The organism is Lewinella sp. IMCC34183, assembly GCF_003390915.1.
Taxonomy (GTDB): Bacteria; Bacteroidota; Bacteroidia; order Chitinophagales; family Saprospiraceae; genus Neolewinella.
Genome location: NZ_QMEM01000003.1, coordinates 55004 through 71595, shown reverse-complemented (window position 1 = coordinate 71595; position 16592 = coordinate 55004). Strand labels below are relative to the sequence as shown.

Annotated in this window: 12 protein-coding genes; 8 read left to right on the top strand and 4 right to left on the bottom strand. The window is 62.3% G+C overall.

Annotation, left to right across the window (positions count from 1 at the left end; genetic code table 11):
- Positions 1–9 precede the first annotated feature (9 nt).
- The gene (locus DQG19_RS07825) at positions 10–1896 is read right to left on the bottom strand and encodes an ATP-binding protein (RefSeq protein ID WP_198661684.1); all 1887 of its coding nucleotides are present in this window, start codon (positions 1894–1896) and stop codon (positions 10–12) included.
- 254 nt (positions 1897–2150) lie between these two features.
- Here DQG19_RS07825 and DQG19_RS07820 point away from each other — a divergent pair, with 254 nt between their 5' ends.
- The 3 genes from DQG19_RS07820 to aat are packed head-to-tail and all read left to right on the top strand — an operon-like array spanning position 2151 to position 3642.
- Positions 2151–2621, top strand: a complete 471-nt coding sequence (locus tag DQG19_RS07820; RefSeq protein ID WP_116125701.1) for a redoxin domain-containing protein — start codon at positions 2151–2153, stop codon at positions 2619–2621.
- 29 nt (positions 2622–2650) lie between these two features.
- A complete protein-coding gene (locus tag DQG19_RS07815; protein ID WP_116125700.1) occupies positions 2651–2947 on the top strand; it encodes an ATP-dependent Clp protease adaptor ClpS in 297 nt (98 codons plus the stop codon).
- Between the two features lie 2 nt (positions 2948–2949).
- A complete protein-coding gene (aat, locus tag DQG19_RS07810; protein ID WP_116125699.1) occupies positions 2950–3642 on the top strand; it encodes a leucyl/phenylalanyl-tRNA--protein transferase in 693 nt (230 codons plus the stop codon).
- A gap of 3 nt (positions 3643–3645) precedes the next feature.
- On the opposite strand, the gene DQG19_RS07805 is transcribed toward aat, so the two are convergent.
- Entirely contained in the window at positions 3646–5061 is a 1416-nt protein-coding gene (locus DQG19_RS07805; protein ID WP_116125698.1) for a Gfo/Idh/MocA family protein, read from the bottom strand.
- A gap of 133 nt (positions 5062–5194) precedes the next feature.
- Between DQG19_RS07805 and DQG19_RS07800 the strand changes: the two genes are divergently transcribed.
- On the top strand, positions 5195–6505 hold the full coding sequence (locus DQG19_RS07800; RefSeq protein ID WP_116125697.1) for an NAD(P)/FAD-dependent oxidoreductase: 1311 nt from the start codon (positions 5195–5197) through the stop codon (positions 6503–6505).
- Positions 6506–6570: 65 nt separating this feature from the next.
- Here the strand turns inward: DQG19_RS07800 and DQG19_RS07795 are convergent, their stop codons facing one another.
- Entirely contained in the window at positions 6571–7338 is a 768-nt protein-coding gene (locus DQG19_RS07795; protein ID WP_116125696.1) for an STAS/SEC14 domain-containing protein, read from the bottom strand.
- Positions 7339–7557: 219 nt separating this feature from the next.
- Here DQG19_RS07795 and lon point away from each other — a divergent pair, with 219 nt between their 5' ends.
- The 3 genes from lon (at position 7558) to DQG19_RS07780 (ending at position 12611) form a co-directional block, all read left to right on the top strand.
- On the top strand, positions 7558–9954 hold the full coding sequence (lon, locus tag DQG19_RS07790) for an endopeptidase La (RefSeq protein ID WP_116125695.1): 2397 nt from the start codon (positions 7558–7560) through the stop codon (positions 9952–9954).
- A gap of 101 nt (positions 9955–10055) precedes the next feature.
- On the top strand, positions 10056–10703 hold the full coding sequence (locus DQG19_RS07785) for a carboxypeptidase-like regulatory domain-containing protein (RefSeq protein ID WP_116125694.1): 648 nt from the start codon (positions 10056–10058) through the stop codon (positions 10701–10703).
- Positions 10704–10775: 72 nt separating this feature from the next.
- On the top strand, positions 10776–12611 hold the full coding sequence (locus DQG19_RS07780) for an ABC transporter ATP-binding protein (protein ID WP_116125693.1): 1836 nt from the start codon (positions 10776–10778) through the stop codon (positions 12609–12611).
- Between the two features lie 385 nt (positions 12612–12996).
- Here the strand turns inward: DQG19_RS07780 and DQG19_RS07775 are convergent, their stop codons facing one another.
- Positions 12997–14796 (bottom strand): glycoside hydrolase family 15 protein, encoded by a 1800-nt coding sequence (locus tag DQG19_RS07775; protein WP_116125692.1) that lies wholly within the window; start codon positions 14794–14796, stop codon positions 12997–12999.
- 488 nt (positions 14797–15284) lie between these two features.
- Here DQG19_RS07775 and DQG19_RS07770 point away from each other — a divergent pair, with 488 nt between their 5' ends.
- A complete protein-coding gene (locus tag DQG19_RS07770; protein ID WP_116125691.1) occupies positions 15285–16313 on the top strand; it encodes a glycoside hydrolase family 43 protein in 1029 nt (342 codons plus the stop codon).
- Positions 16314–16592: the final 279 nt, after the last annotated feature.

Sequence of the window (16592 nt, the reverse complement as noted above, 5' to 3'; positions counted from 1 at the left end):
CCGCCGGGCCTACCACTGTTCGCGGGCCAACCGCCGCACGATCTGCCGTAGTTCCTCCACGATCACGGTGGGCATGCCCTCATCCAGGGGGCGACCGGCGCGCAGGTCGTCTACCGCCTGTTGCAGGTCCTTCTTGACGGAGTAGGCCTCCAGCAGCTGGAAGGAAGTTTTGAGTTTGTGTTTGAGGTCGCCGATGCGTTGCACGTCTTTCTGGACGAAGGCAACTTCCAGTTCGTCGGCCGCGGTCCGCAATTCGCGGCGGAGAATGGTCGAGAAAGACTCGAGTTCTTCCGTGTTGTGGTCCATCGCGTCCCTCAGTTCGGTAAAATTCATAGGTGGTGGGGAAAGGAACCTCCGTACCAAGGCGTGGAGCTTGCGGGGGTCGAAGGGTTTAAGGGTGAAATCGTCAATGTGAGCTTCGCGCATCCGGTCGGTCATCGTCATCCGGGCACTGGCCGAGAACGCAATGATAGGGACGTCTCCCTTGGGCGCGGGTAATTCGCGGATCTTGCGGGCGGCCGTGTACCCGTCCATGACGGGCATCTTGAGGTCCATCAGAATGAGGTCATAGGAGTTGGCGTCGACCATGTCCAGGGCTATCTGCCCGTTGCTCGCCAGGTCGAACCCCACTTTCCAGCGCCGGAAATACCGGCTGACCAGGAAGGCGTTGGTTTCGTTGTCCTCGACCACGAGTACCCGGCCGACGTCGATCTCGGGCAGCTCCCCGAGGACGGCCGCCCCGTCCGTGGCGGCCTCCCCCGGGGGCAGGGCCAGGTCGAACCAGAAGCGGGAACCTTTGCCGGGCACGCTCTCGAACTCAACGCGGCTGTTGAGGTGCTCTAGGATACGCTGGCACACGGTAAGCCCGAGGCCCGCCCCCCCGTACTGGCGGTGAATGTCCTTGCTGGCCTGGGTGAACGGCTGGAAGAGGCGCTTTTGCTCCTGCTTGCTGATCCCGATGCCCGTATCGGCCACCATAAACCGCGTGTGGCATTCCTCCCCCCGCTCCACGCAGTCGACACGGATAGTAACGTGGCCGCCCCGGCTGAACTTGGTAGCATTGCTCAGCAGGTTGGTCAGTACCTGGCTGATGAGCGTCGGGTCGCCGATCAGGGCGGGCGGCAGGTCATCGTCGATCGCCACCGTATAGGTAACGTTCTGATCGGCCGTCCCGTAGCGGAAACTATCGACGAGCGAGCCGACCAGCTGCCGCGGAGAGAAGGAGTGCGGACTCACCTCCAGGGTCCCCAGGCCGGATTTGGACACCGAAAGGATATTCTTGAACAGCGAGAGCAGGTGGTCACCCGACTGCACCAGGATGTTCTGCAGCCGCTGCTGCTCGGACGAGAGGGCGGTCATGCCCATCAGGTCCGCCGTCCCGAGGATCGCGTTCATGGGGGTCAGGATTTCGTGGCTGATCGTGGAGAGAAACTCCGATTTCGCGCGGTCCGAGGCCTCGGCTTTCCGGCGTGCCTTCTGTAGTTCCCGCTCGTACTGCCGGCGCTCGGTATAGTTGGTTACCACGAAGCTCTGGAGGCTGTCCGCATCGTGGGTATGGCGGTAGGCCGAAAGCAGGACGGGCAGTTCACTTCCGTCCTTGCAGCAGAGGTCGAGTGCGATCTCCCGGAGGGTATCGCGGAGCTTGAGCAGGGGGCTGAGGTGGTTTTCGTAATAGTACTTGCCCCCGCGGTTGAGCAGTTCGGGAAGGCGCATCACCGGCAGCGGTGCGTCGGGGGCGTACCCGAGCCAGCGCAGGAGGGTGTCGTTGGCCATCAGGAGGCGGCCGTGCGGGTCGGTGACCAAATATCCTACGGGCGCGATATCAACGAACTGCCGGGCATGCTCCTCAATTTTCTGCGAAGTGGATTCGCTCAGGGTAGCATCGAGCAGATTCATACGGACATACATTAAAATATCACCGCGCGGGTGACCGGGGGCGCCGGGGCGGGGCATCCGCCTGTGTGACTTAGAAGAAGAATCTCGCCGTGGGGCATTTGTTCGTCCGCGACCGTACGATTGACCGTGGCGTGCGGGTATGGTCGTGCACTGTCAGGTACAACGGCGGCGGTGCGCGGGTGCGGTGCGGCCGGGCCGGAGGTAAACAATACCGGTAGGCGGGTGTCTTAGCTGCTTACCAAACACCCACGGCGATGACCCTTAAAGTTGGCGATAAGGCCCCCCTCTTTCAATTATATTCCGATACCAAGGCGAAGATCAGCCTGGAAGACTACCGCGGCGAAGCCCTGGTGGTACTCTTTTTCCCCCTGGCCTTTTCCAGCGTGTGTACCGAGGAGTTGTGTACGGTGCGGGACGCGCTGGCCGACTACCAGACGCTTAACGCCCGGGTCGTCGGGATAAGCGTGGACAGCGTCTTTACGCTGGAACGCTTCCGGGCGGCGGAAGGCCTGAACTTCCCGCTGCTGAGCGACTTCAACAAGGAGGTCAGCCGGCAGTACGGAGCGCTGTACGACACCTTTGTCATGGACATGCAGGGCGTCAGCAAGCGGGCCGCCTTCGTGCTCGACGCGGAGGGGGTCATCCGGTACGCGGAGGTGCTCGATTCGGCCGGCGACCAACCCGATTATTCGGCCATCCGGGCAACTTTGGCCGACCTGGAGTAGTTTTTTCGGTGTATTTAGTGCCAGTAGTTATGAGTATATACGCATCCGGGCAGGAGGACGTCCTGTTAGAAGAAGACATTGACATCGGCACCGGAGAACCGGCCGACCTTATCGTCTTCAACGACGACCACAACACTTTCGATTGGGTAATGCAGAGCTTCGTTGAGATTCTCGGCCACAGTTCGGAGCAGTCGGAGCAGCTTGCCCTGATGATCCACCTGAAGGGCAAGGCTACCGTGAAGTCCGCCGCCTTCAATGAGTTGCGTCCGAAGAAGGAGGCACTCTGCGACCGCGGCCTGAGTGCCGTGATCGAGGGCAAAGGGTAGGGATGCCCTTTTACCGCCTCGACCCCCGCTTCCCGGAACTGTTTCCCGATCCCGCCCTGGTGAACGGCGAGGGGCCCGCCTGCTTCGGCGGCGACCTCGGCCCCGAGCGCCTCTTCAACGCCTACCGCCTCGGGTACTTTCCCTGGTTTGCCGAGGGGGAGCCGATCCTGTGGTGGCACCCCGACCCACGCTTCGTGCTCTACCCCGGCGAACTGAAGGTGAGCAAAAGCATGCGGCCCTACTTCAATCAGGAAAAATACCGCGTGACCTACGACCGCCGCTTCGCCGAGGTGATGCGCGCCTGCCGTAACGTCTACCGGCCCGAGCAGCGAGGCAGCTGGATCACGGACGAACTCATCCGCGGGTACACCGGTCTGCACGAGCTGGGCATTGCTCACAGTGTAGAGGTCTACGAGGGCGACGAGCTGGTGGGGGGGCTATACGGCCTGGCCCTGGGGCGGGTATTCTTCGGCGAGAGTATGTTTTTCCGGCGGCCAAACGCCAGCAAATTCGGCTTCATCAGCCTGGTACGGCGCCTGCGGGAGCAGGGGTACCGGCTGATCGACTGCCAGCAGGAAACCAACCACCTGAAGAGTCTGGGTGGCCGCCCGATCTCCCGCTCCGCGTTCATTGATCACCTGGCGGAGATCGACGGGGAAACCACGGAGCGGGGGACCTGGGACGTGCCGGACTAGCAACTAGAAGTCGCGAACGTTGGTCGGGCTGACGAAGCGGTTCATCTCATCGACGTTGGTCACCCGCATCTCGTCGCCGTCCCACAGCAGGCGGGTACGGCCCCGCAGTTCGTACTCACCCTCCTCACCGTCCACTTTCGGGAAGCGGTAGGCGTAGCCGCGAACGGCCAGGTTGCCCATCAGGATGGTCTCCGTGAGGGGGCCGGCCTTGCCGAGGTGGCTGCTCGGCTGGTAGCCTTCCTTGATGCCGTTGATCCAGTCCATTTCGTGGGAGGTTTCGACCCGCGGCAGGGTTTTGGCTACGTTGATCTGTTCCATGCGCGAGGTCGGCAGCAGGCGGGGGTTATTGCCGTAAGTATCGGCCATCAGCTTGCCTTTGGTACCGACCATCAGGAAGCCGCCGTCGCTGTTGCCCATGGGCTCGTCGACGCCGAGCTCCTCGGGCCGGCCGGGCAGGATACCCCCGTCGGTCCAGATCAGTTCTACCGGAGGCTTCTCGCCGCGCTGGGGGAACTTGACGTGGATCTTTGAGGCCGGCGGACAGGTTTCAGGGTGGTAGTCGGGGGTCCAGGGCTGGCTGAATACCTGCGCCACGCTGGCCTCGGCGCTTACCGGGTAGCCCAGCTCCAGGATGTAGAAGGGGGAATCCACGATGTGGCAGCCCATGTCGCCGAGCGCACCGGTACCGAAGTCCCAGTAGCCGCGCCACGAGAAGGGGTGGTAGGCGCTGTTGTGGGGGCGCATTTCCGCGATGCCGAGCCAGAGGTTCCAGTCGAAATCGGCCGGGATCGGGTCGCGGCCCTCGGGCACTTTGCCGCCCTGGGGCCAGACGGGGCGGTTGGTCCAGGCGTAAACGGTATGTACGTCGCCGATGAGGCCGGCCTCGTAGAGTTCCTGGGTCCGGCGAATGCCTTCGCCGCTCGCGCCCTGGTTGCCCATTTGGGTGACGAGTTGCGGCTTGTTCTTGGCCATCTTGGTGAGCATGCGCGCCTCGGCGATGGTCCGCGTGAGGGGCTTCTCGATATAGACGTGCTTGTCCAGGCTCATCGCAGCCAGGCCGGCGGTAGCGTGCATGTGGTCGGGAGTGGTGACCACGACGGCGTCGATATCCTTGCCGTACTTGTCGAGCATCACCCGGAAATCGCGATCGTAAGTAGCCTTCGGGAAGCGTTCGCGGCTGTCCTTGGCGCGGCTGTCGTCGACGTCGCAGAGCGCGATGATGTTCTCACTCTCGAGGTGTTGCAGCGTACCGGTTGCCTTGCCGCCGGCGCCGATGGCGGCGATGTTGACGGTATCGGACGGGGCCTGATAGCCCTTTCCGCCCAGCACGTGGCGGGGAACGATGGTAAAGGCGGCGGCGGCCGTAGCGGCGGTCCGCAGGAATTGACGACGGTTGGTCGGGATAGTCTGCTTGGGCATGGTCGGGAAATTGATACGCCAATATACACACTGACCGGAATAATCAGTCGCTGTAAATCGATTTAGCTGATGTCCCGCGACGTGCCCGGTCGGCGGTGCGAACCTTTGCGCGTCCGCCCGCTTACAGCCAGGTATGGATCCTACTACCAAGATCAACATCCCGGAAAGTACCCTCGAGCGCGTCGTCATTGTGGGCGGCGGATTCGGTGGCCTCCAGCTGGCCCGCAAACTGGTGAAGGCCGACTTCCAGGTCGTCCTTATCGACCGGAACAACTACCACCAGTTTCAGCCGCTCTTCTATCAGGTGGCCATGGCGGGGCTTGAGCCCAGCAGTATCGTATTTCCCTTCCGTAAGCTGTTTCAGGGGGAGAAAAATATCTTCATCCGTATGGCGGAGGTGACCCACGTCGACCCCGTCGCGCGGCAGATCCAGACGCCGCTGGGACACTGCAACTACGACCACCTGATCGTCGCGACCGGGGCCGATACCAATTACTACGGCAACGAGGAACTGGAGCGGCGCACCCTGCCGATGAAGTCGGTCTCCGAAGCCCTCTACCTGCGCAATTCGATTCTCGACGACTACGAAGACGCCCTCACCACCCCCGTCTACGACGACCGGCAGGAACTGGTGGACATCGTCATCGTCGGGGGCGGCGCCACCGGTGTGGAACTGGCCGGCTCGCTGGCCGAGATGAAGACCCACGTATTGCCCAAGGACTATCCGGAGCTGGAGGTCGAGGAGGAATTTGACATCTACCTCGTGCAGTCCGGCGACGTAGTACTCAAGGGGATGAGCGCCGACAGCAGCGCCAAGGCCCTCAAGTACCTCGAGGAGCTGGGCGTGAAGGTGCTTTTGAATACCCGCGTCAATGCCTTCGACGGCAAACTGGTCACCCTGGACGACGGGCGCACCATTGTCACTCAGAAGGTGATCTGGGCCGCCGGCATCAAGGGAGTGCCGGTCCCCGGTCTGCCCGAAAGCGCGATCACCTACGGCAACCGCCTGGCCGTGGACCGCTTCTGCCGCGTCAAGGACACCGAGAATATCTACGCCCTGGGCGACGTGGCCTACATGGAGGAGCCCGAATTTCCGAAGGGGCATCCGCAGGTGGCGCAGGTAGCGATCCAGATGGGGGAGCACCTCGCCAAGAATCTGCGGTACCGTCACCTGCGCGGCGAGGAATGGGAGCCTTTCCACTACCACGACAAGGGGAGTATGGCCACCATCGGACGGGCCCGCGCCGTGGTCGACATTCCGAAGCCGGAATTTCACTTCGGCGGGATCATGGCCTGGCTGGTGTGGTTGCTGGTGCACCTATTCGCCATTCTTGGTACCCGCAACAAGGTGGTCGTATTCCTGAACTGGCTTTACAACTACATCAACTATAACCAGAGCCTGCGGCTGATCATCCGGCCGCGGTCGGTGCCTGAGAGTAGGTAGCTTGTAGTAGGTAGCTTGTAGTCGCGCACGACATCTACAAGCTACCCGCTACATGCTACTTACTCCTACCCCAACCACCCGATGGCCCGGTTCCGCTCGGCGGTAGAGAAGGCCGCCATTTCCAGGCCGGGGGTGAGCAGGTCGCTGAGCTTGACGCTGGTCTTGAGCCAGGACTGGTCGCCGATGATGGCTACCCGCTCGAGGTGCTTATAGAACTTGAGGCTGGACTTGAGGTCTACCCACCAGTTGCTGGACTTCACGCCTTCTCCGTTGACGATCTCGAGGAGCAGGCGGATCTTGCCGTGGTGGCGCGCCTTCTCTTCCATGAGGAAGTTGATGCGGTCGAGATCGGCTTCCCGGATGCGGCCGACGATGGCAAGTCCGAGCAGGCGGTCGTCGCCCAGGTCGATCTCCCGCAGTGCGGCACTCTCGCCGGGGTCGGAGTGGGCGTGGGCGGTACGTTCCTCTCCACTTTCCTGCAGCCACTGGTGGGCGCGTTCGCCTTCGTTGAGGCGGAACGTCTTGACCTGGAGGCGGGGCGTGAGCCAGTCGAGTCCGCTGCTGACGGCGGAAAGCCAGGCGTGGTCGGTGAGGATGGCGTAGCGATCGATCTTTTCCAGCAGTTCCTTCTTGGTCTTGATGACGTTCCAGAAGGACTGGTAGCTGGCGATGCCGCTGAGGTTCTTGATGTTGCCCAGGAGGCGTAACTGCCCGTGGGTGACCACCTTGGCTTCCACGGCCATGAGCAGCTTACGCATTCCCTCCTCGTCTACCTCGCCGTCGAGGGTGAAACCGAGCATGTTGTCCTGGGAAAGCGGGAAGATGGTGACCATGATATTGTTTTCTAGCCATAACTACGCAGCTCCACCAAAGGATGTGCGGGACGGGCGAATATCGACCAGTCCGGTAATTTGACCGATGAGGGCGTTCCACCTTCATTGCACCCGCGCGCCGCCGCCGCCACAGGGGTGTCGACCGTGGGTTGCGTACCTTTACCGGTCGCGAAAAGCCCCAACCGACTGCCTGTGCCCCGACCAATAATCCCCCGACGAATGGACAAACGAGGAATTGAAGACGACCCCGAGATGCTCCCGTTCCTCGGCCTGGAGGACGGCGACGAGGAGCCCGTGGACGGCAACGTTCCGGGGCCCATCCCCATCCTCGCCCTCAAGAATGCCGTGCTCTTCCCCACCATCGTCACGCCGATCAATATCGGCCGGGACCGCTCCATCAATGCCGTCAACAAGGCCTCGGAGGACAACCGGCTCATCGCCGTATTCTCCCAGCGGGACGTCAACCTCGAAGAGCCGGAGGTCAACGACCTCTACGAAGTGGGAACGCTGGCCCGTATCCTTAAGATGCTGCGCATGCCCGACGGCAGCCTCACCGCCGTACTGCGGGGCGGGCAACGGATCCGCCGTACCTCCGTCACCCAGGAGACGCCCTACCTGGCCGGCACTATCGTACCGCTGGAATACGGGCAGCCGACCGAGGAACTGACCTTCCGGGCGACCGTCGACAGCATCCGCGACATGGCCGTGCGGGCCGTGGAACTCAGCCCCAATATCCCGACCGAGGCCCGCGTGATGCTCGACAACATCGAGCGACCGAGCCAGCTGCTGAACTTCATCGCCAGCAACCTCAACGGTGAGCCCGCGGCCAAGCAGCGCCTGCTGGAGATCGACGACCTGGCGGACAAGGGCGAAGCCGTGCTAAACGAGCTGCGTAGAGAATTGCATATCCTGGAGCTGCGCGACCAGATCGAGAACAAAACGCGCGGCGATATCGAGCAACAGCAGCGGCAGTACTTCCTCAACCAGCAGATCAAGGCGATCCAGGACGAGCTGGGGGAAAACCCCACCGACCGGCAGATCGGCGAACTGGAGGGGCGGGCGGAAAAGAAGCAGTGGCCCGAGGAGGTCGCCACGACCTTCCAGCGCGAGCTGACCCGCCTGAAGCGCATGAACCCGCAGGTCGCCGAGTTCAGCGTGCAGCTCTCCTATCTGGAGATGCTGCTCGACCTGCCCTGGCGGGAGTACACCGAGGACAATTTTGCCCTCAAGGACGTCGCCAAGACCCTGGACGACGACCACTACGGCCTGGAAAAAGTGAAGGACCGCATCCTCGGTCACTTGGCCGTGCTGAAGCTGAAGGGCGACATGAGCGCGCCCATCCTGCTGCTGCTGGGCCCGCCGGGCGTGGGCAAGACCAGCCTGGGTAAGAGTATCGCCAACGCCCTGGGCCGCAAATTCGTCCGCATCAGCCTCGGGGGGCTGCACGACGAGAGCGAGATCCGCGGCCACCGCAAGACCTACATCGGCGCCATGCCGGGCCGGATCGTACAGTCGCTCCGCAAGGTGGGCAGCGCCAATCCGGTCTTCATCCTCGACGAGGTGGACAAGATCGGCCAGAGCCACCGCGGTGACCCCTCCTCGGCCCTGCTGGAAGTGCTCGACCCGGAGCAGAACTCCACCTTCCACGACAACTACCTCGATCTCGACGTCGACCTCAGCAAGGTGCTCTTCATCGCTACGGCCAACAGCCTGCAGTCGATCCAGCCGGCCCTGCGCGACCGCATGGAGATCATCACCCTCAGCGGCTACTCCACCGAGGAGAAGCTGGAGATCGCCAAGCGTCACCTCGTGCCGAAGCAGCGGCAGGCCCACGGCCTGAAGGCGCGGCAGGTGAAGGTGCCCATGGCCGTGCTGCGGGAGACCATAGATGGTTACACCCGCGAGAGCGGCGTCCGGTCACTGGACCGGCAGATCGCCGGCCTGATGCGCTACGCGGCCAAGGAGATCGCCATGGAGGACGCCGAGCAGGTGGCCCTGCGGCCGGAGCAACTGGAGGAAGTACTGGGCCCCCGCAAGTTCGACCGCGAGCCCTACCGCGTAGGTAAGCAGCCCGGCATTGCCGTGGGGCTGGCCTGGACGCAGGTGGGCGGGGAGATCCTCTTCGTGGAGGCCAGCCTGAGCCCGGGAAAGGGCGGGCTGCAGCAGACCGGTAACCTGGGTACGGTGATGAAGGAAAGCGCCACCACGGCCCGCTCGTACCTGCGGGCGAAGGCCGCCGAGATCGGTATCGACCAGGAGGCCCTTAAGGGGCAGGACCTGCACATACACGTGCCCGAGGGCGCCACGCCCAAGGACGGGCCGAGCGCGGGTGTCACCATGCTGACGGCCATGGCCAGCGCCTACACCGGCCGGCCGGTGAAGCCCTACCTGGCGATGTCGGGCGAGATCACGCTGCGCGGGCGCGTCCTGCCCGTGGGCGGGATCAAGGAGAAACTACTGGCGGCCCGCCGGGCGGGCATGAAGGAGGTAATATTGAGCGCGTCCAACGAACGCCACGTCCGTGAAGTGGAGTCCCGTTACCTGAAGGGCATGACCGTCACCTACGTGGAAGACATGCTCGACGTGCTGGAGCGGGCACTGAGTTCGGTGGAGTAGGGGAGGACAACCCCTGCGACAAATAATTCGTTAACAAATCAGGACCATCCAACCCGGCACGCGATCGGCGCGTCCTTAAGGCGATCACGTTTTCCCCGCTTATGAAGTACCTCTTCCTTTTCCTACTCTGTTTCGGCGTCGGCTCCGCGGCGCACGCCCAGTTAGTGGACCAGTACGGCGAGCCGCTCGTACAGTTCTCGGGTATGGTACTAGACGGCACCACCAGCCAATTGCAGCCCATTCCCTACGCCACCGTGCTCATCAAGGACGACGGGCGGGGTACCTACGCCAACCTGGAGGGCTTCTTCAGCATCGTGGCTCACAAGGGAGATACCATCCTGTTCAGCGCCCTCGGGTACGACGACGTGGAGTTCGTGATCGACCCCGACCTGGAGGACGATAAGTACAGCCTCGTGCAACTGATGACCTACAATGCGATCGACCTGCCCGAGGCCGTCGTATTTCCGTGGCCGAGCCGTGAGCATTTCAAGCTGGAGTTTCTGGCCATGGACGTGACCCCCGAGCTGCAGTCGCGCGCCTCGGAGAATCTCTCCGCCGACAAGCTGGAACGCCTGCAGGAGACCGTACCGCGCTCCGGGGCCGAGAACGGCAGCTACTACCTGCGGCAGCAGGCCCGGCAGACCTACTACATCGGACAGCGCCCGCCCATGAACATTTTCAGTCCGGTAGCCTGGAAGCAATTCTTTGACGGCTGGAAACGGGGGGACTTCAAGCGGCAGGACGACTGATGCGCCGGACATCGGATGTCCAAGACATCCGATGTCCGGCAACCCGATTTGGTGGGCGGGTGTTAGTACCCCATGCCACCAGGAAGACGTACCGGCGCGGCCGCCGAAGAGCCGCGCACCTGGAGAGATCAGCTCTCCGCCCTCAGGAACCTCCCGCCCTTCTTCCGGCTGATCTGGAAAACCAGTCCGTCCCTTACCCTGACCAACATTGTCCTGCGCGTCCTGCAGGCGGCGCTGCCTACGGCCAAGCTTTACGTTGGCAAACTGATCATCGATGAGGTGATCCGCCTGCTCGACGTCTCCGGCAGCACTACCTACCTCTGGGAGCTCGTCGCGCTGGAGTTGTTGCTCTTCCTGGTATCCGACCTGCTAAGCCGCGGTATTAACCTCGTCGACAGCCTGCTGGCCGACCTGTACACCAACCAGACGAGCGTGGACCTGATGCGCCACGCGGCCATCCTGGACCTGTACCATTTCGAAGACTCGGAATTCTACGACAAGATGGAGCGCGCGCGCCGGCAGACCACCAGCCGGTCCACCCTCATCAGCCAGTTGCTCGCGCAGTTCCAGAGTACGGTGACCCTGATCTTCCTCGGCGTGAGCGTGGCGGCTTTCAATCCCTGGCTGATCCTCCTGCTGGTGGTGGCGGTGATCCCCAGCTTCATCCAGGAAAACTACTTCAACCAGCAGGTCTACAGCCTGACCCGCAGCTGGACGCCCGAACGGCGGGAGTTGGACTACCTCCGTTACATCGGGGCCAGCGACACCACGGCCAAGGAGGTGAAGATCTTCGGCCTGGCCGACTTCATCACTGAGCGCTTCCGCGTGCTTTCCCTCAAGTACTACCACGCCAACCGCAAGCTCTCGATCAAGCGGGCCAGCTGGGGGGCGTTCTTCAGCGCCATCAGCGCCCTGACCTATTATGGGGCCTACGTACTCATCATCTTTCAGACCATCAACGGCGTGATCACCGTCGGGTCCCTCACCTTCCTGTCGGGGGCGTTCCGGCAGATGCAGCAGGGGCTACAGTCCGTACTGTCGCGGTTCGCCACCATCGGGGAGAGCGCCCTGTACCTGCAGGACCTCTTCGACTTCTTCGCCATCCGCCCCAACATCGCGGACCGGGCAGGTTCCATCCCCTTCCCCGGGGAGGTGCGGATCGGGTGGGAGTTCGAGAACGTGAGCTTTCGCTACCCGAATACGGAGCAGTACGCCATCCGCAACCTCAGCTTCAAGCTTCCCGCCGGCGAGAAGGTGGCGCTGGTGGGCGAGAACGGTGCCGGCAAGACCACGCTGGTGAAGCTGCTGGCCCGCCTCTACGAACCCACCGAAGGCCGCATCCTGCTGGACGGCCGCGACCTGCGCGACTACGAGCTCACCACCCTGCGCGACAACGTGGGCGTGATCTTCCAGGACTTCTTCCGCTACCAGATGACCGCCCGCGAGAACATCGTGGTCGGCCGCGTGGAGGAAAGCGAGAACGAGGCGCGCATCCTCGACAGCGCGCGCAAGTCCCTCGCCGAGGACGTGGTGACCGCCCTGCCCGATGGCTACGACCAGCTGCTCGGCCGCCGCTTCGCCAACTCCGTGGACCTCAGCGGCGGACAGTGGCAGAAAATCGCCCTGGCCCGCGCCTACATGCGCGACGCCCAGCTGCTCATCCTCGACGAGCCCACCAGCGCCCTCGACGCCCGCGCGGAGTACGAGGTGTTCCAGCGCTTCACCGAGCTCATTGCCGGCAAGACCGCCGTGCTGATCAGCCACCGCTTCAGCACGGTGCGCATGGCCGATCACATCCTCTTCCTTGAGTACGGCGGGCTGGTGGAAGAAGGCAGCCACGAGGAACTTATTGCCCTGGGCGGCCGTTACGCGGAGTTGTTTGATTTGCAGGCTGCTGGGTATCGGTAGTGTCGCTCGCTGCGCTCGCTTTAGTTCTGTAGTTGCGCTCCCTTTGGTCGCTGGTAGTTCTGTAGTTCTGTAGTGTCGCTCGCTGCGCTCGCTTTAGTTCTGTAGTTGCGCTCCCTTTGGTCGCTGGTAGTTCTGTAGTCTCGCTCGCTTCGCTCGCTGGTAGTTCTGTAGTCTCGCTCGCTGGTGGTTCTGTAGTCTCGCTCGCTGCGCTCGCTGGTAGTTCTGTAGTCTCGCTCGCTGGTGGTTCTGTAGTCTCGCTCGCTGCGCTCGCTGGTAGATTATTAGTCAAGGGTGAACCTGCTACGGGCTTCAAAATTCCAACTACAGAACTACAGAACTACAGAACTACAGAACTACAGAACTACAGAACTACAGAACTACAGAACTACCTCCTCTTCTTATCAATCTGAAACGCAGCGGAAATCAGGCTCAGGTGCGAAAAGGCCTGCGGGAAGTTCCCCAGTTGCTCGCCGTGAATGCCGATCTCCTCGCTCATCAGTCCGAGGTGGTTGGCGTACCCGAGCATCTTTTCGAAGACGACGGTAGCCTTGTCGAGTTGTCCGATGCGGGCCAGGCACTCTACGTACCAGAAGGAGCAGATCGCGAAGGCGCCCTCATCGCCGTCCAGACCGTCTTCGGCGCCGTGCTCCAGCTTGTAGCGGAAGATGAGCACGTCGGCGGAGAGCTTCTCCTCGATGGCCGCAAAGGTGCTGAGCCAGCGGGGCTCCTGGCTGCTTACGAAGCGGAGCAGGGGCATCAGCAGCGCACTGGCGTCCAGCGTACTGCTGCCCTGGTACTGCACGTACGACTGCAGCTCCTCGTTCCAGAAGTTTTCGAAGATGTCCTCGTAGATCGTGTCGCGCACCTTCCGCCATTCGCCCATGGGGCAGGGGAGGCTGCGGTCCTCGGCGATCTTCATGGCGCGGTCGATGGCCACCCAGCAGCAGACGGCCGAGTGGAGGAAGCGCTGCTTGCCGCTGCGGACCTCCCAGATGCCGTGGTCTTTTTGCTGCCAGTTCTCGACGACGAAGTCCACCAGGGTGCGGATGGATTGCCAGAAGCGGTGAGTGATGCTGCCCCCGGCCTTATTGTACAGGTAGATGGTGTCGATCAGCTCGCCGTAGATGTCCATCTGCGTCTGATCGTGGGCACCGTTGCCGATGCGCACCGGCCGGCTGCCGCGGTAGCCTTCCAGGTGGTCCAGGTCGGTTTCCGTCAGTTCGGTTTCCCCGTCGACCGCGTACATGAGCTGCAGGTGGTCCATGCACTTGTCGCGGATCCAGTCCATAAACTGCTCGGCCTCCTTAGTGTAGCCCAGCCGCAGGAAGGCGTACATGGTGAAGGCCGCATCGCGGATCCAGGTGTAGCGGTAGTCCCAGTTGCGGCTGCCGCCCATCTTTTCGGGCAGTCCGAAGGTAGCCGCGGCGATCGTACTGCCGTAGCGGGCCGAGGTGAGGAGCTTGAGCGTGAGCACGGAGCGGAGCACGGCCTCCTTCCAGAAGCCGTCGTACTTGCACTTGGCCGACCAGTCGTTCCAGTAGGTACGGCAGGCGGTGAAGCACTCCATGAAGTCCTTGTCGAAGTCCTGTCCCTCGTTGAGCGTCAGCACGAAGTCAAGGTTATCGCCCTGGTGGAGGTCGATGGTGGCGCTGAGGCCCTCTTCGTCGATGTTCAGTTCCACGTCGCACATCAGCAGCATGGTAGGTTGGGTACCTTCCGGATCGCGGATGAGGTAGCCGCGGCCCTCGGGGTTCTTCTCTACGATACACCCCACCTTGCCGTAGTTGTAGCGGGGGGCCACCTTCACTTTTACGGTGTGGTTGCCGTGGACGCCCTTCAGGCGGCGGAAAATGGCGAAGTCCCGTTCTCCCCCGACGATGGGCATGAAGTCGGTCAGCTCGGCGATACCGTCCTCGCTCAGGTAGCGGGTGAGTAGGATGTTGGTGCCCGGCAGGTAGAGCTGCTTGTGCTGGGTGTTGTCGGTGACGCACTCGAAGGCGAAGTAACCACCCTTGTCGGCATCCAGCAACCGGCCGAAGACGGTAGGGGAGTCGAAACGCGGCAGGCACATGAAATCGATGCTGCCGGTCACGCTGACCAGCGCCGTGGTATGGAGGTTACCGATGATGCCGTGCTCGGCGATGGGCAGGTAGCGCTCGGGGTAGTCAAAGGTGGATTCGCTCATTGGGGGTTCCAACGGCTATTTGTCCGCCGGGTTTAAGGCTAACACAAAGTAGCCGTCGACAAATGGGCCGGCGGGGCGCGGGTGCGGTGTATATGGGCTATTGATATGTGTACCGGGTTTTATCCGGCCGGCAAATGGCGAATATTTATTCGGTGGGATCGGGGGGATCGGCAATATCGGTTTTGTTTGGGTCGCATCCATTTGCTTTTCCTGGTGAGGGAATAGGGGGCCGCTCACCGGCTAGAAAAACGGGTGCCGGGCCGTTCCCCCTTAATCCCTATAACCCGGGACCCGCAATCACTTCCCACTCCTAGCCACCACCGTAGCGCGGGTCACCCTGACTGGATAGGAAAGACCCGCTATCGGTCAGGCTCTCCTGCCAAGATTAGGCTACCGCCGCGGGAGCACGCCTCCCTGCACCTGCGCGCCGCCGGCTAAAACGATTAACCTCTACCGTATTTGCGTGCGCCAGCTACTATATTGGCGGTATGAAACAGTTTCTCTTCCTGCCGCTGCTGGCCCTGCTCGCATGCGGACGCACCACCTCCGATACCGTCACGACGGCCACTAGTGCGGGCGAAATGTCCGGCAATCCTATTTTCGAAGGATGGTACGCCGATCCCGAGGTCGTCCGCTTCGGGGAGGAATACTGGATCTACCCCACCTACTCGGCCGGCTACGAAGACCAATTATTTCTCGATGCCTTTTCCTCCACCGACCTGGTGCACTGGGAGAAACACCCCCACGTACTGGACACCTCGATCGTGACCTGGGTGCGGCAGGCCATGTGGGCGCCGGCGGCCATCGAAAAGGATGGCAAGTACTACCTCTTCTTCGGAGGGAATGACGTGCAACGCCCCTCGCGCACCTGCTGCTGGGACCCCGACAACGACATCAACCACTACGGCGGCATTGGGGTGGCCGTGGCCGATAGCCCCGGTGGGCCCTTCACCGACCACCTGGGCAAGCCGCTTATCGACAGCTTTTACCACGATGCCCAGCCGATCGACCAGTTTGTCTTCCGTGACGACGACGGTACCGACTACATGTTCTACGGCGGCTGGGGCAAGTGCAACGTGGGTAGGCTCAACGACGACTACACCGGCTTCCTGCCCTGGGAAGACGGACAGCTCTTTCACGACGTGACGCCGGAAGGCTACGTGGAAGGCCCCTTTATGTTCAAGCGCAACGGCACCTACTACTTCATGTGGTCAGAGGGCGGCTGGACCAACGATAGTTACCACGTCGCCTACGCCATGTCCGACAGCCCGCTCGGGCCCTTTAAGCGGGTAGGCACCATCCTTTCCTCCGATCCGGACATTGCTACCGGTGCCGGTCACCACTCCGTCACCCACGTGCCGGATACGGACGACTGGTACATCGTCTACCACCGCCGCCCCATCCCCAACGAGGGCCGCGACCACCGGGTCACCTGCATCGACCGCATGTACTTCAACGCGGACGGTACGATCAAGCCGGTGGTGATGACCAATGAGGGCGTGGCGGCGATAAAGTAACGGCAACGCTGACCCCCCGGGTTGAGGACCTGCGGCACGGGTTGAGGGCCTCCGGCCCGATTTAGAAGCGCGGGTTAGCCAGCGGCAGAATATTATTTAGCCCGCTCGGACCGGAGGTCCTCCACCCGGAATTGCTCGGCAACTCAACCCCCCCCGGGTTGAGGGCCTCCGGCCCGATATAGAAGCGCGGGTAGCCAGCGGTGGATATTATGCAGCCCGCTCGGACCGGAGGTCCTCCACCCGGATGTGCGCGATAATTCACACCAACGGGTTGAGGGC